Annotated in this window: 13 protein-coding genes; 5 read left to right on the top strand and 8 right to left on the bottom strand. The window is 34.7% G+C overall.

Annotated features, from left to right (window positions below; translation table 11 throughout):
- Positions 1–49: 49 nt before the first annotated feature.
- Positions 50–451: a DUF983 domain-containing protein gene (locus tag NBRC110019_RS03105; RefSeq protein WP_281752259.1), complete on the top strand. Its 402-nt coding sequence runs from the start codon at positions 50–52 to the stop codon at positions 449–451.
- On the opposite strand, the gene NBRC110019_RS03100 is transcribed toward NBRC110019_RS03105, so the two are convergent.
- The 8 genes from NBRC110019_RS03100 to NBRC110019_RS03065 form a co-directional block, all read right to left on the bottom strand.
- The gene (locus tag NBRC110019_RS03100) at positions 441–1,502 is read right to left on the bottom strand and encodes an NAD(P)/FAD-dependent oxidoreductase (RefSeq protein ID WP_281752257.1); all 1,062 of its coding nucleotides are present in this window, start codon (positions 1,500–1,502) and stop codon (positions 441–443) included. The genes NBRC110019_RS03105 and NBRC110019_RS03100 overlap by 11 nt on opposite strands.
- A gap of 70 nt (positions 1,503–1,572) precedes the next feature.
- Complete coding sequence (porN, locus tag NBRC110019_RS03095; RefSeq protein ID WP_281752255.1) at positions 1,573–2,466, bottom strand: type IX secretion system ring subunit PorN/GldN; 894 nt, start codon at positions 2,464–2,466, stop codon at positions 1,573–1,575.
- Between the two features lie 25 nt (positions 2,467–2,491).
- Positions 2,492–4,051 (bottom strand): type IX secretion system motor protein PorM/GldM, encoded by a 1,560-nt coding sequence (gene porM, locus NBRC110019_RS03090; protein ID WP_281752252.1) that lies wholly within the window; start codon positions 4,049–4,051, stop codon positions 2,492–2,494.
- 63 nt (positions 4,052–4,114) lie between these two features.
- Positions 4,115–4,771 carry a type IX secretion system motor protein PorL/GldL gene (porL, locus tag NBRC110019_RS03085; RefSeq protein ID WP_281752250.1) on the bottom strand — a complete coding sequence of 219 codons (657 nt, stop codon included), beginning with the start codon at positions 4,769–4,771 and terminating at the stop codon, positions 4,115–4,117.
- Positions 4,772–4,822: 51 nt separating this feature from the next.
- Positions 4,823–6,178 (bottom strand): T9SS ring complex lipoprotein PorK/GldK, encoded by a 1,356-nt coding sequence (gene porK, locus NBRC110019_RS03080; RefSeq protein WP_281752247.1) that lies wholly within the window; start codon positions 6,176–6,178, stop codon positions 4,823–4,825.
- Positions 6,179–6,336: 158 nt separating this feature from the next.
- Entirely contained in the window at positions 6,337–7,494 is a 1,158-nt protein-coding gene (locus NBRC110019_RS03075) for a formimidoylglutamase (protein WP_281752245.1), read from the bottom strand.
- A 3-nt stretch (positions 7,495–7,497) separates the two neighbouring features.
- Positions 7,498–9,996: a type I DNA topoisomerase gene (gene topA / locus NBRC110019_RS03070; RefSeq protein WP_281752243.1), complete on the bottom strand. Its 2,499-nt coding sequence runs from the start codon at positions 9,994–9,996 to the stop codon at positions 7,498–7,500.
- A gap of 196 nt (positions 9,997–10,192) precedes the next feature.
- The gene (locus NBRC110019_RS03065) at positions 10,193–11,080 is read right to left on the bottom strand and encodes a lipid A-modifier LpxR family protein (protein ID WP_281752241.1); all 888 of its coding nucleotides are present in this window, start codon (positions 11,078–11,080) and stop codon (positions 10,193–10,195) included.
- 237 nt (positions 11,081–11,317) lie between these two features.
- Here NBRC110019_RS03065 and miaB point away from each other — a divergent pair, with 237 nt between their 5' ends.
- From miaB to NBRC110019_RS03045, 4 genes are all read left to right on the top strand, one after another.
- Positions 11,318–12,763, top strand: coding sequence for a tRNA (N6-isopentenyl adenosine(37)-C2)-methylthiotransferase MiaB (miaB, locus tag NBRC110019_RS03060; RefSeq protein ID WP_281752239.1), 1,446 nt, complete (start codon positions 11,318–11,320; stop codon positions 12,761–12,763).
- 100 nt (positions 12,764–12,863) lie between these two features.
- Entirely contained in the window at positions 12,864–14,132 is a 1,269-nt protein-coding gene (locus NBRC110019_RS03055) for a sigma-54 interaction domain-containing protein (protein WP_281752237.1), read from the top strand.
- An 11-nt stretch (positions 14,133–14,143) separates the two neighbouring features.
- Positions 14,144–14,644 (top strand): LptE family protein, encoded by a 501-nt coding sequence (locus NBRC110019_RS03050; protein WP_281752235.1) that lies wholly within the window; start codon positions 14,144–14,146, stop codon positions 14,642–14,644.
- 8 nt (positions 14,645–14,652) lie between these two features.
- Positions 14,653–15,522 carry a DUF8458 domain-containing protein gene (locus NBRC110019_RS03045; protein ID WP_281752233.1) on the top strand — a complete coding sequence of 290 codons (870 nt, stop codon included), beginning with the start codon at positions 14,653–14,655 and terminating at the stop codon, positions 15,520–15,522.
- The last annotated feature ends 8 nt before the right edge of the window (positions 15,523–15,530 follow it).

Here is a 15,530-nt window from a genome sequence, read left to right as displayed (position 1 = left end):
TTACAAACAACTTACTACTCTTTTCTTAATTTTGTAAAAACAATTAAGCATGTTTAGCAAAGGAACAAAATTAAATAGCATTTTTAAAGGTACTTGTCCAAGATGTCAGGAAGAATCTATGTATACAAGTAAAAATCCTTACCAATTATCTAAAACCTTAGAAATGCATGACCAATGTTCACATTGTGGTCAAATATACAAAATTGAGCCTTCCTTTTTCTATGGTGCTATGTATGTAAGTTATGCGGTAAGTATCGCATTCTCTGTAGCCGCCTTTATCATAAGCTACTTCTTTTTAGGATCAGATTTATTAACAGCCTTTATTGCTATTGGTGTAGTTTTAATAGCGTTTTACCCTATTATTTTAAGAGTATCTAGAAATATCTGGGTGAACATATTTATTAAATATAATCCTGAAGCTGTACAAAAATATGCAGCTTCTAAGCATTAGCCTTTAACCAACGCTTTTTAAATCTAATAACATTCATTTCTGAAGGAATATCTGCAGCATTATAGATATGTTTATATAATATATCTGCAGCATACGGACCTATCATTACTCCGCGTGTACCCAGACCATTAAGTATATACATATTTTTATGAGCAGGATGTTCTCCTACTAACGGACGTCTATCGGCAACTGTAGGTCTAACTCCTGCTAATTGGTTCACTATTTCAAAATCACACTTGATTAAACCAGCAATTTTATCTAACAACTCTTGCCTTCCTTTTTTAGACGGAATATTATTTTTATCATCGTGATTATACGTAGCTCCAATCTTATACAAATCATTTCCTAATGGAATAATAAATCCGGCCGACTTAATTACCACATCAACTTTTAACTCCGGAGCTTTAATAACCAGCAATTCCCCTTTGGTCCCTCTAAGTGGTAAATAATTAAAGTATGGATTTTTCATTAATCCATAACCATCACAAAAAATAACGTTTTTAGCTATAACATCCTTATAAACAAACCCACCAAGCTCTATTTTTAGCAACCTATAGTCAAAAGTATCCGATATAAATAAATTCTTCTTTTGAAAATGAGTCTTAAACAAGCTAATCAATTTACTAATAGCCAATCTACCCGTATCATTTACTTTCCCAAACCTAAAATCGGCATCAATACTTATAAAAGTATTCGATTTTAAATCAGTATTTAAATACCTATTAAGTTTCGGATTATCCGAAGCCTCAAACCACCCATTTTGCTCCTCTACACTAGCAAACCTTCTATACACAGGTAAATCTTCTAATAAAGACGCACCGAAGAACTTCTCATAATAGCCAAAGGTTTCATGTAGCTTCAACAATTGTTCATCCGCTTTCCAAACAGGTGTAAAACGTTTTAAGATAACGGGGTTATAAAGTGCTCCAGCAACTTGAGATGATTGCTGAGAATCATCAGAAATAACGCAAAACGACTTATCATTTGCTAACAACTCTTTAGCAAAAGAAACCCCAGCCAACCCCGAACCTATAATTAAGTAGTCTACCATATACCAAAAATAAAAAATGCGTCTTATAAAAGACGCATTTTTTTATACTGTTATGAATTGGATTTAAAAACTAGTATGTCCACATATCTTGTTCCATATCTCTAATCTGTTCTTTAATACGATCAGACTCTAATAATTGGAACAATGCATTATCTTGAATATAATCATCTATATCACGATCTCCATAAACGTTCTCTACTTTGTAAATAGTAGCACTAAATCTTCTGGAGTTCAATAAATGATCAAATGATATAGGGGTAGCAGAGTTACGTTCATTGAAAGCTTTAGCTTCATACATTAACTCTCTGGCACTAGGATACCAAACCCAGAATAAATCGATATAATCAGTAATCTCATCATTCTTAAGATCATAAACACTCTTAGAAACTGGCGCAATACCAATTAATCTGTATTTAAGTTCTCCCTGACGTTTGTCAAAATACCATACACCTCTAATTTTATATCCTTGAATATCCTGAGGTAAAATTTCAATTTTATTTACATACCCTTCTGGTAATGGCTCACCCGGATTAGCATTCATAAAGTTGTAAGCTGCTGGCAACGTATCCATACGAGATAACACATACTCGATTTGATCGTAACCCTCCACTTTCTCACTAAAATAAGAATCTCTATAAACATCTAATTTATCAGCCATAAGACCCTCCTTTAAAACCATAAATAATGATTTTCTAGCAGACAACTCTTCAGTTGGGTAATATAAAGGAAAGTTTACTCTTTCATCTAAATCGACAAATTCCCAAACTTCTCTTTTCCAAAGAATATCTCTATCGCTAACATACCCGTAAGGGATTGGTTTACTAGGAGAAATTGAATCCTCTTTAGAAGGGGTACCAATTTCCTCAGGCTTCTTTGCAGTAAGAATATTAACCTGAGCAGAAACTAATTCAGATCCTACTACAAAGGTTAAGGCAACTACTAATAATACTTTCTTCCAATTCATACTATACGTTTCGTTTTGAGTTTATTTATTGCACTTCTATAGAAATAGGAGCCACTTTTTGGATTTTAACACCTGGAGCAGATGGAGCTGATGCTTTAATTTCAATAATACGTATTACATCACCTCTTTTTGCTTTACTAATTGCATTCTTAGCAGGACCAGACATTTTACTACCATTAACAGGTATCGGAGCCTGACCAGGAACTGCAATAACAAATGATTTTACTACAAGTGGTAGGTTGAAATCAAAATCATCACCAAACTGTGCTTCAACAGCACCAGCAGTAATACTACCCTTTGGTAACTCTATTACATCGTCAACCATTTTAAACATAGAACCTACAGGCTTAGGTAAATCCTTAATTCTGAATTTCTTAGAGTCTGAAACAGAAGTGCCATTAGGCAACGTACCATTTACTTTAATGGTAACTTCTTTACCAGCACCTGGCTTTAAGATATAACCATTACCAGATTTAGTAAAGCTATGTCCTGCAGCAGAAGCACTCACTTTATTTTCGTCAACACCAGCAAAAGAAACTGTCATTGGGTTAGCAACACCACGGTACACAACGTTCATCTTATCTGCAGCAATAGTAGCAGAGTTAGGCATTGGTATTACAGTATAACCTTGATCTACTTTTACTATTTGATCTTCACCATCACGTTTAAATAATAATTCACCTTCAATTTTGTGATCCCCAGTATTACCAGCAGCTATATTTAATTTAACTTTACCGTCAATAATTTCGTAATCTCCTTTGGTAAGTGGTCTACCATCTAACGTAAGCGTTACTTTATTCGGTTTTGTCTTAGCATCTGTTTTACCTAATACAATAGAACCATCAAACTTATCAGAAGCGAAATAAGCTGGTTTTGGTGTTTCCATAATAGTAGTAAAGTTATTCATGTTAGCCTCCATCTTTAACTGACCTTGTAACATAGCAGATAAAACCTCAGATTCTGTAGATTTAATATCTGCCTGTAATTGTGTCAACTTAGTTTCAGAAGCCACCATTGGATATCCTTCATAATTATAATTCATCCAATCAACCTTAACACCATCTTTGTTTACTACTTTGTCGGTGCTAAACTTATGATCAACACCTTCTGCAATACTTGGGTAATCACCCTCAATTGTTTTTACTACAGTATTTCTATAATCCTCAATCATACTTAAGAACTTCTTACCATCTGGTTTTAAACCGCCAGCGTTAAAAAATTTCTCATCTAAGAAATCAGGTTTATCCTTTACTTCGTATTCTTTAGGGTCGTCTACTGTTTTATTCATCTCATCTTTTAAAGACTCTATAAAACTATATAAATCATCCCCTTTTGCTTTAATCACGTTCGCTTTAGCAACCAACGGCTCATACTTAGCCGGCTCTTCCTTACTTTTTACTTCTAGGTTAGCCATAAATGCAGTGTTTCTAACAGCTGCATCTGCATTAGAAGCCTCTAATTTTTCTGTCATCAGACCAAAAGCTGATAACACTTCTTTACTCATATTTAGCGCCAACATAGCGATGAAAACAAGATACATCAAGTTAATCATCCTCTGACGCGGAGATAATTTTCCTCCTGCCATTTTCTTCTAATTAAATTTTAAAATTAATTGAATTAACATTTACTTATTAGTAATAACTACTAATTAGTTTCTGTTCATTGCAGAAAGCATTCCACCATAAACACCATTCAATGAAGCCAAGTTAGACGTTAAACTAGCCATTTGAGTTTTTAACTCACCAGCGTTAGCAGCAACCTCCTCGTTTATAGCAGCATTTTTAGAAGCACTTTCTAATTGTACTTTATATAGGCTATTTAAAGACTCTAATTGGTTAGCAGCCAATTGCATTTCTTCACCATATTTCTTAGTAGAAGCAACAGCATCAACAGTTGGAGCGATATTTTTAGCAGCACCCTCAAAGTTTTTAATGCTAGCACCTAAGCTTTGCATTAACTGTGCATCAATCTTAGCATCTTTTAACATTTCATCTAATTTCTTAGATAAAGCTCCTTGAGCTTCTGCTACCTCAACTTCAGTAGACTTACCTTTTTTTGGAGCACCTGGTCCGCCAGCTAATTCAGGATAAACTTTTGTCCAGTCCAATTCTTCTTCTACAGGCTCAAATGCAGCAATAGCGAAAATTCCAGCTTCTGTAATTAATCCAGCAGCTAACATTACTGTACCATTTAAGAACCCAAATTCCCAGTGCGTTAACTTAAATAATGCACCAATAATTACAACTGAAGCTCCTAGTCCGTAGACCATATTCATAACTTTCTTTCCTGTTTTCGACTTTGCCATAATAATAAAAATAATTTAGTTTAAGTAATAGTTGTTTTTTTGTTGTGGTTATTAATTGAAGACTACGTCTGTTCCCATATAATCTTGTACAGTTCTGAAACCAATATAGCTTCTCGCAGAATCCTGATATTCCCAATCTCTAGTACTCACCTGTAACATATAGGCAACATCTTTCCAAGATCCACCTCTAATTACTTTCTTACGATTCATACTATCGATTACGTTAGGACTCATTGTAGATTCATACTGATAAGATTCAGGATCGTAAGTAGAGTTGGTCCACTCTGCTACGTTTCCAGACATATTATATAACCCAAAATCGTTTGCCTCAAAAGTTTCTGCTTCTACAGTGTACAACGCCTGATCAGCAGCATAATCACCTCTTAATGGCTTAAAGTTTGCTAAGAAACACCCAGTACTGTTCATCATGTAAGGACCTCCCCATGGATATGTACCAGACTCAATACCACCTCTAGCTGCATATTCCCATTCTGCTTCAGTTGGTAATCTGAATTTATTAACAGGCTGCATTCCATTAGAAGTATTGTATATATTTTTATATAAGAACCTCCACTCACAAAAAGCTCTAGCTTGTTTCCAGTCAACCCCAACAACCGGATACTCATCATAAGCAGAATGCCAGAAATATTCATTGTGCATTGGTTCATTGTAAGCATATTCAAAATCTTTCACCCAAACAGTAGTATCAGGATAAACCGGCACCGTATCTGTTCTAATAAAATCTTTTCTTGTCTTCTCAGGATTTTTGTTTTTAGCCGCAGCTTCAATATCCATCCACGTATATCTAAAGTTAAGGATATCTGTTTTCACAGTAGGCTGACCATTGTATGCTTCCTCTACAGGAATATACACGCTATCCACCATAATTTCAGTATAATACTCATCAGGGTAATCATTATGATCCCAAATAAGATCAACATCCCAATTAAGACGTCTTCCTGAATACCCAGAACTTAACATTGATTTCTCTAGAATGTATTTTTGATACTCATTTAAATCTGTAGTATCTACATCTTTAAATGAATAATCTCCAATACCACCCTCTTCAGGAGTTAAAGAATTTAAATCAGCGAATTCCGCTAACTTAACTCTAACAACAGAATCTCTAACCCAATTTACCATTTGACGGTATTCGCTATTAGTGATTTCTGTTTCATCCATATAGAAAGAAGGAACAGTTACAGTTTTGGTTGGGGCATTCATCGTATTTGCCAAATCATCATCTGACTTACCCATTATAAATGAGCCACCAGGGATTAAAGCCATTCCATAAGGCTTCTCAGAAAACCATCTCTTCCCTTTGTCCCCGACAAGCTCACCACGGTCATTTTTCCCGCAGCTACTTAAGAAGGTAATTGCAACTGCTAACAGCAATAGTTTTTTCATAAACTTGAGGTTAAATTTGTTGTAAATTTTAAGGTCGTAAACCTATCTAATTAATTTTAAAAAAACAATTTTTTATTGAAAATTCTATAAATAACAATCTTAAAAACGTTTTATTGTTGAGTTTTAAATAACTTTATACTAACAAAGGTAAATTTTAATTAATTTACACTTTTTTGATATATACGCCACCAACGTTCCGGTGTAATTTGGCGGGTAGCATTTAGATAATCTTGCTCCGTACATGGTATTAACGTCTCTTTAACAAAATTATTATACTCTTTTTCAAAAATTGAAACCTCCATCCACCAGCGTCCAGATTTATCACTTTTATAAAATATAATCTCGGTATCATCTACCGGCACTATGTACTTAAAAAAATTCTCTTTTGAACCAAAAGGATACTCATTATACCTATAATTATACCCCTCTATAAAGTACCAAACCAACTGTGCCGATAACTGAAATGCTCTTTCTGATAACGGAACATTAAACAACCCAAAGCAAGAAACCCTATCACTTATCCCTGCATACCTTGCCAATCCGCATATTTCGCGAGCATTAAATCCGTTTGGAAAAGAACCTTCTGTATGCCCTAAATCACTCCCCTGTACAGCGCTCATATCAAAAGAAACCAAATCAGCATTTCTAAAAACCGGTTCCATAGCTCCCAAATCGTTTACCACTTCACCTAATCTAAATGACTCAAAAAACAACTTCTCCATTAAATCTAATCCCTCTTGCGAATTGTAATATACCTGATATCCTATATTAGCATAATCACTTAAGTTAGGTGGCATTTCCTGAATCACTGAATTTAAAAATGACTCTGCATGCAATCCTTCATCATCAAACTTCAAGTCAAAGCTGTTATCCACCGAAACCAAATTTACCATCTGATCTAACTTATCATATGCACGGTAAGCTGCATAGGTTAAATCTTGACTCCCTCCTATTATAATAGGAGTAATTTGCTTTTTTATAAGTTCAGCTACTATTTCTTTAAGTGCGTAATAGGTATCATTAACTTCAGCCCCAGGATTTATATCTCCCAAATCTGCAATAGACACAGCCCAATTACCAGGAAACAATTGATACAATTGCTTTCTAAACTCACTAAGATTAAGAAGTGTATTGGAATTTCTTCTATCTCCTCTACATTCAGGCACTCCCAATAAAGCTATAGAAACTCCATTTAAATCAGGAAACTCACTCTCTTCAGTATATATGGTAAGTTTAGCACCCAGCGTAAAAACGTTTAACGTTTCAACATATTGTACTAAACTCTCTTTTACCGGAGATAAAAATTCAAATCCCATGGATTATTTTGCCTTAGTCTTTGTTTTAGATTTTGCTTTTGAAGCACTTTTTTTACTAGGATACTTCTGCTCTATCAATGCCTTTACCTCATCTAAACTCAATGCAGCAGCATCTACATCTTTGGTAAGCTCTACCTTTTTAGTCCCTTTCTTAATCACCGAACGCCCCCATCTTGCCTTCTCTACTCTAATCCCTTCTTCTGACCATTCGTTAATTAACTTTTCAGCTTCCTTCTTTAGCTTATCTTCAATAAGAAACTCAATATCTTCCTTAGAAAGATTATCAAAGTCAAACTTCTTATTTACATTTATAAAGATTCCGTCCCATTTAATAAATGGTCCAAATCTACCTTTTCCTTTCGTAACCTCCTTACCTTTATAAGAAGCAATAGGAGCATCCGCCTTTTCTTTTGCCTTCACTAACTCTATAGCCCTCTCTTTGGTAACACTCATTACATCCTCTCCTTTTTCTAAAGAAATATACTTGCTACCATATTTTACATACGGGCCAAATCTACCTACATTCACCAACAACTCTTCTCCATTATATTCCCCAACAAGCTTTGGCAACTTAAATAAATCCATAGCCTCCTCAAAAGTTATGGTTTCTATAGATTGCTCTGGCAATAAACTTGCAAACTTCGGTTTTTCTTCATCATCTGCAGAACCAATTTGCACCATAGGACCAAAACGCCCCAAACGTACACTTACAGGCTTACCACTCTCCGGATCTTCTCCTAAAATACGCTCCCCTGTTTCTCTTCCTGCATTTTCCTCTACTTCTTTTACATGCGGATGAAAATCCTTGTAAAAACTCTTCATCATAGCCTGCCAATCCTCTTCACCTTCAGCAATGCTATCAAAATCCTCCTCAACTTTTGCCGTAAAGTTGTAATCCAAAATATTTTCAAAATGATTTACAAGAAAATCATTCACAATCATTCCAATATCAGTAGGCACTAACTTTCCTTTATCAGACCCTACAGTTTCAGTAAGCTCTTCTTCTTTAATTGCCACCCCCTGCAAAGTAAGCTTATGATATTTACGTACTACCCCCTCTACTGTACCACGCTCTACATACCCTCTATTCTGAATAGTAGAAATTGTTGGCGCATAAGTAGACGGACGTCCAATACCTAACTCTTCAAGTTTCTTAACCAAAGACGCTTCAGTATACCTATATGGTGCACGCGTAAAACGCTCTGTAGCATCCATTACTTTATTACCAAGAGTCTCACCTACCTGTAACTTAGGCAGCATACCTTCTTGTTCTTCCTCTTCATCATCAGTACCCTCTAGATACACTTTCAAAAACCCTTCAAACTTAATTACTTCACCATTTGCAGAAAATTTTTCATCATGCGTATTCGCTTCAATCTTCACCTGCGTACGTTCTAATTGTGCATCACTCATTTGCGAAGCCAGTGTACGTTTCCAAATTAAATCATATAAACGCGCTTGATCTCTCTCTATATCTACAGAATGAATTGACATATCTGTAGGACGGATAGCCTCGTGAGCTTCTTGCGCTCCTTTAGCTTTCCCTGTAAACTTTCTAGGCTGACTAAATTCCTTACCATAATACCCTTCAATCTCTTTCTGAGCTGCATTAATTGCTTCACCCGATAAATTTACACTATCTGTTCTCATATAGGTTATCAATCCGGCTTCATACAAACGTTGCGCCAAATTCATTGTCTTAGAAACAGAAAAATATAACTTTCTGGAAGCCTCTTGCTGTAAAGTAGAAGTAGTAAAAGGTGGCGAAGGTGATTTTTTAGCTGGTTTTTTATCTAACTCAGCAACTTTAAAAATCGCATCGGTATTTTTCTCTAAGAATATCTTAGCTTCCTTATGGCTTTTAAATGTTTTTGGCAATTTAGCCTTTACCTGAGTCCCTTGTGCTGTAGTAAATATTGCGGATACTCTATACGAAGCTTCCGTCTTAAACTCTTGAATTTCTCTTTCTCGCTCTACAATAAGACGTACAGAAACCGACTGTACTCTTCCAGCAGAAAGCCCTCCTTTTACCTTTTTCCATAGTACAGGAGAAAGCTCATACCCAACCAACCTGTCTAATACACGTCTTGCCTGTTGCGCATTCACTAAATTATAATCAATTGTTCTTGGATTCTCTATAGCCTTTAAAATAGCATTTTTGGTAATCGAATTAAAAACAATACGCTTAGTCTTCTCTTTCTCCAATTTAAGCGTTTCCGCTAAGTGCCAAGCTATAGCCTCTCCCTCCCGATCTTCATCACTTGCTAACCAAACAGTTTCTGCTTTTTTAGCTAAATCTTTTAATTTTTTAACTAAGGTTTTTTTATCACTACCTACTACATATTTGGCAGAAAAATTTCCTTCAACATCTACCCCTAACTCTTTAGAAGGTAAATCTGCAATATGTCCAAAACTAGACTCTACCTTAAAATCTTTCCCCAGAAACTTCTCTATCGTCTTTGCTTTTGCAGGTGACTCAACGATCACTAAATTTTTAGCCATAGTATTTTTTTAGTAAATGCAAAAGTAGTAGTTTTTTTTAAATAGCTTTTTCACCGGCATTATATCCCTGTTAACATTTACCGTTTTTTAATTACATTCATAATTAAAACTACTCCTTATTATATATATACTTTTTAAAATTTTATAGTTTGCACATAAAATCAATTATCATCAGTGCCAAATGTAATATATATTTCTAATAAAAATAATTTAATTGAAAAGTACCATACATATGACCTTCCATTAGTGACGTTTTTTTTGAGTAAAAATTTTCACTGAATACAACCCCAAATCTACCAAGTCTCACACCTAAACCTACTGTACACGTTACCATATTACTTTCTATACCAACCGTAAATGGTGCATCATTATTCCAAACACTTCCCTGAATTAGCGCATCATAAAAAACTCTCTTATACGCAACACTTGCTACACCATATAACTTTCTATCAGGAATACTATATAATTCTTTAGCCTTTACATTAATAGTATATTTTAACCCCATCTTTAAATAATCATCTCTAGTTCCAAAAACCATCTCCGAAATCAAAATCATTTTAGGCACTATAAAATAACCATAACCAATTTTCACATTCCCCATGAACTCAGATGGAATTTGCCACAACCACAACGGATCCTCTTCAATACCAACCAAATCATGATACCTCTGCTGCAATTGTCTCGAAAAAGACGCATTACCCGTAACACCTAACGTTATCCCGTATAATAAAACACTGTTTTCCTTAACCTTAGAAACCTCCGCTTGCACCCCTAACCACCCAGCAAATGGCCTATCATAATTCCCTATATACCAACTATTAGGATATCTAGGCACAAACATCTGTTGCGCTAGTGAATAAGACACGAGCAAAACCTCTCCGCCTTGCTTTTTAAAACAGAAGAATTCATTTGGACTATAGCTATAACTAACGAATAAACCGGAAGTATAGTAATTATCTCTATCATCTGGAGCAAAATAATCATTGTCAATTTGAAACTGAATGCAATCTACACACCGTACTTCTTGTGCATTTATTATGTTATACGAAAAAAGAAGTAATACTATAATAACCCTGAAAACCATAACAACAACAATCTACTTTAGCACAAACACACCAACCTGTACAACCAATAATAATTAAATACCTATTGTAATCATAACGAATTTACAAGAATAAACCCTCTGTTTCAAGACAAATCTCCAAGCATTTAATCTATACTGTCTAGTAAAGATACCAAAATAAAAGCCGCATCCATAACTGACACCTTGTCATAACCCAAATTTAAACCTATATTTGCACTTTATTTTGCACGTATATATATGGAGAAGATAATTGACGAAAACAAACAAGGAAACAGTATCATACTAGATCAGAAAAACGAAAACAGTCGTAAACTTTACATAGAAAGTTACGGATGTCAAATGAACTTTTCAGATAGTGAAATTGTAGCCTCTATACTTACCAACGAAGGCTTCAATACCACTCAAAACCTTGAAGAGGCAGATCTTGTTTTGGTAAACACGTGTTCTATTAGAGAGAAAGCTGAACAAACAGTACGTAAGCGTTTAGAAAAATTTAATGCCGTTAAACGCATTAACCCTAATATGAAGGTTGGAGTATTAGGATGTATGGCCGAACGACTAAAAAGCAAATTTCTTGAAGAAGAAAAAATTGTAGATATGGTTGTTGGTCCGGATGCTTACAAAGACCTCCCTAACCTTATTCAAGATATAGACGACGGAAGAAATGCTGTAAACGTAATACTATCTAAAGAAGAAACGTACGGAGATATTGCTCCTGTAAGACTAAACAGTAACGGAGTTACCGCTTTTGTATCTATTACCAGAGGATGCGACAACATGTGTACATTTTGTGTAGTACCGTTCACCAGAGGACGTGAGCGTAGCCGCGATCCACAATCCATACTAGAAGAAATAAAAGAATTGGTAGGCAAAGGGTTCAAGGAAATAACACTTCTTGGTCAAAATGTAGATAGTTATTTATGGTATGGCGGTGGATTGAAAAAAGATTTTGAAAAAGCTAGCGATATGCAAAAGGCTACTGCTGTTAATTTTGCAGCGCTATTAGATATGGTTGCAACTACCTATCCTAAATTACGTATACGATTTTCTACCTCTAACCCTCAAGATATGACACTTGATGTAATAGAGTCTATGGCAAAACATAATAATATATGTAAATACATTCACTTACCTGTACAAAGCGGAAGCAACAGAATATTAAAAGAAATGAACCGCTTACATACTCGTGAAGAATACTTTGAACTCATAGACAATATTAAGCGTATTATACCTGAATGCGCCATATCTCAAGATATGATTGCTGGTTTCCCTACCGAAACAGAAGAAGATCATCAAGACACTCTTTCTTTAATGGAGTATGTAAAATATGATTTCGGTTTTATGTTTGCTTACTCTGAAAGACCAGGTACGTTGGCTGAAAGAAAAATGGAAGATGATATTCCCGGCGATATAAAAAAACGCCGTTTAACAGAAATCATTAACGTGCAACAAAAGCACAGTTTATACCGTACCCAAGAGCATGTTGGTAAAGTAGAAGAAGTACTTATTGAAGGTACCTCAAAAAAATCTGAGGATCACTGGATGGGAAGAAACACCCAAAACACGGTAGTAGTGTTTCCTAAAGACGTGTATAAAATAGGTGATTTTGTTAACGTTAAAATAAACGATTGTACAGCCGCCACCTTAATTGGTGAAGCGGTCGGATATTCAGACAACAATTAAATAAATAAAAGACCTACCAAAGATAAAATCTCAGAAGAACTAGACTTAAACAGATAAGAAAAATGCAACTAGATCTTTAAACTAGCAGAAGAAAAGAAAAATGGAATCAGTTCAAGCTATAAAACAACGTTTCGGAATTATTGGTAACGATTTTAAATTAAATCGGGCTCTTGAAAAAGCAATTCAGGTAGCTCCAACAGACATTTCAGTACTAGTAACCGGAGAAAGTGGTGTTGGTAAAGAATCTATTCCTAAAATTATACATTCACTTTCACACCGTAAACACGGTAAATTTATTGCTGTAAACTGTGGTGCCATCCCTGAAGGAACCATTGATTCTGAATTATTTGGACATGAAAAAGGAGCCTTTACAGGAGCTACGCAAACACGTAGTGGATATTTTGAAGAAGCCAATGAAGGAACTATTTTCCTTGATGAAGTAGGTGAATTACCTTTAACCACACAAGTACGCCTTTTAAGAGTATTAGAAAATGGAGAGTTTATTAAAGTAGGTTCTTCAAAAGTTCTAAAAACGAATGTACGTATTGTAGCCGCTACCAATGTAAAAATGGTACAAGCTATTGAAAAAGGTAAATTCAGAGAAGACTTGTATTATCGTTTAAGCACTGTTGAAATTCATCTTTCTCCATTACGTGATCGTGCTGAAGACATTCATTTACTTTTTAGAAAATTTGCAGCAGACTTTGCTCAAAAATACAAAATGCCTACTATTAGGTTAAATCCAGATGCGGTACAGTTATTGCTAAAGTATAGATGGAACGGAAATATTCGTCAATTAAGAAATATCGCAGAACAAATATCGGTATTAGAACAAGAAAGAACTATTTCTGCTAAGACACTACGTTCTTATCTTCCGGATGCAACAAGTAATTTACCTGCTGTAGTAGGAAGTAAAAAATCAGAAAGCGATTTTAGCAATGAAAGAGAAATTCTTTATAAAGTGCTATTTGACATGAAAAGTGATTTGAACGACCTTAAAAAGTTAACCATGGAACTCATGGAACATGGTAATAACGAAAAGGTTCAGGAAGACAACCAATCACTTATCAATAAAATTTACGGATCGGAATCGGATGTAGATTTTGAGACAGGCAATAACAATACGGAGGAAAATATAGAGTATGTGCAACTGCCGTCTCACCAACAAATACCCCCCCCAATTGTTGAAGATAAATATCACTTTGCAGAAGAAATTCAAGAAGAAGAAACACTTTCTTTACAAGACAAAGAATTAGAGTTGATTAAGAAAGCTCTAGAACGTAATAAAGGAAAAAGAAAAAATGCAGCTTCTGAGCTTGGAATCTCAGAAAGAACATTATACAGAAAAATAAAACAATACAATTTATAGTTATACTATATATGAAAAAATTAAGTGTTTTAATAACTGTATGCGTACTTCTGTTATCAACAGTTGGGTGTGGCATCTACAGTTTTACGGGTATTAGCACAAATGCCAAAAGTTTTCAGGTAAACTTTTTCCAAAACGTAGCTCCTATTATTGAACCAGGGCTTGACAGAAACTTTACCGTTGCCTTACAGGATCTCATTGTAAATCAAACCAGTTTGGAGCTAAAGAATGATAATGCAGAACTTATTTATGAAGGTGAAATTGTTGAATACAGCGTTACTCCAATGAGTGCTACAGCTTCTCAAACTGCTTCTCAAAACCGATTAACTATAGGGGTAAATGTACGTTTCACAAATACGTTAGATGCCGAAAAAGACTTTGAAAAAAAGTTCTCATTCTATTATGACTTTGATGCAGACACCCAAGTAAACTCTATTAAGTCTGCTGCATTTGATGAAATCTTTGAAAGAATCACTCAAGACATTGTTAACGCATCTTTAGCTGATTGGTAAAACCACTTATGAATATTAACAACTTTACATACCTGCTTAAATCACCTAATGATATTACTAGTGAGCAATCTAAAAAGCTTAATAGTTTTATTTTAGAGCACCCCTACTTTCAGGCGGCGCGTGCTCTGCAGTTGTACGGATTTCATAAACAAAATAGTTTTTATTACACTAAAAATTTAAAAGTTACCGCTGCTCATACCACAGACAGACAAATACTTTTTGAATTTATAAATTCACCCGAATTCAATCAACATACAATTTCAAAGGAGATATCTAACCAGAAACCTTCAAATGAGATAAAAAAAATAAACGTACAAGGAGAAGAAATTAGAGTTAAAAACAATTTCTCTAATGAAGATGATTACAAAGATTTGAAAGACGTAATGAATCCTGATGTCTTTCACCCAAAAGAAACGGAAAGCAGTTTGGTAAGTAAACAGGATGAATCTATAAAGGAGAGTACTGTAAAAACTCAGAACGAGACTCACTCCTTTGCAGAATGGCTTAAGCTTACCAATATAAAAATAATAGATAGAAGTAACGAAGTCGCTGCACATATTATTACAGGAGAGGAATCACAAGATGGAATAGAAGACCAAATTAACGATGCCCAAAAAGGAAAATTTGAGCTAATTGATAAATTTTTAGAAACTGCTCCTAAAATTGTACCCGTCAGAAATCCGCAGAACAGCATAAACTTGGCTAAAGATGCAACATCGGAAAAAACACATCTGATGACCGAAACTTTGGCAAAAATATACGTGGAACAAAAAAAATATAAAAAAGCTATAAAAGCTTATGAAATATTAATTTTGAAATATCCAGAAAAAAGTAGTTTATTTGCAAACCAAATTGAGGAAATCAAAAAATTAAAATAAAATTATAA

The sequence above is a fragment of the Neptunitalea chrysea genome, assembly GCF_027924145.1.
Taxonomy (GTDB): domain Bacteria; phylum Bacteroidota; class Bacteroidia; order Flavobacteriales; family Flavobacteriaceae; genus Neptunitalea; species Neptunitalea chrysea.
This window is presented reverse-complemented; position numbering and strand designations above follow the sequence as displayed.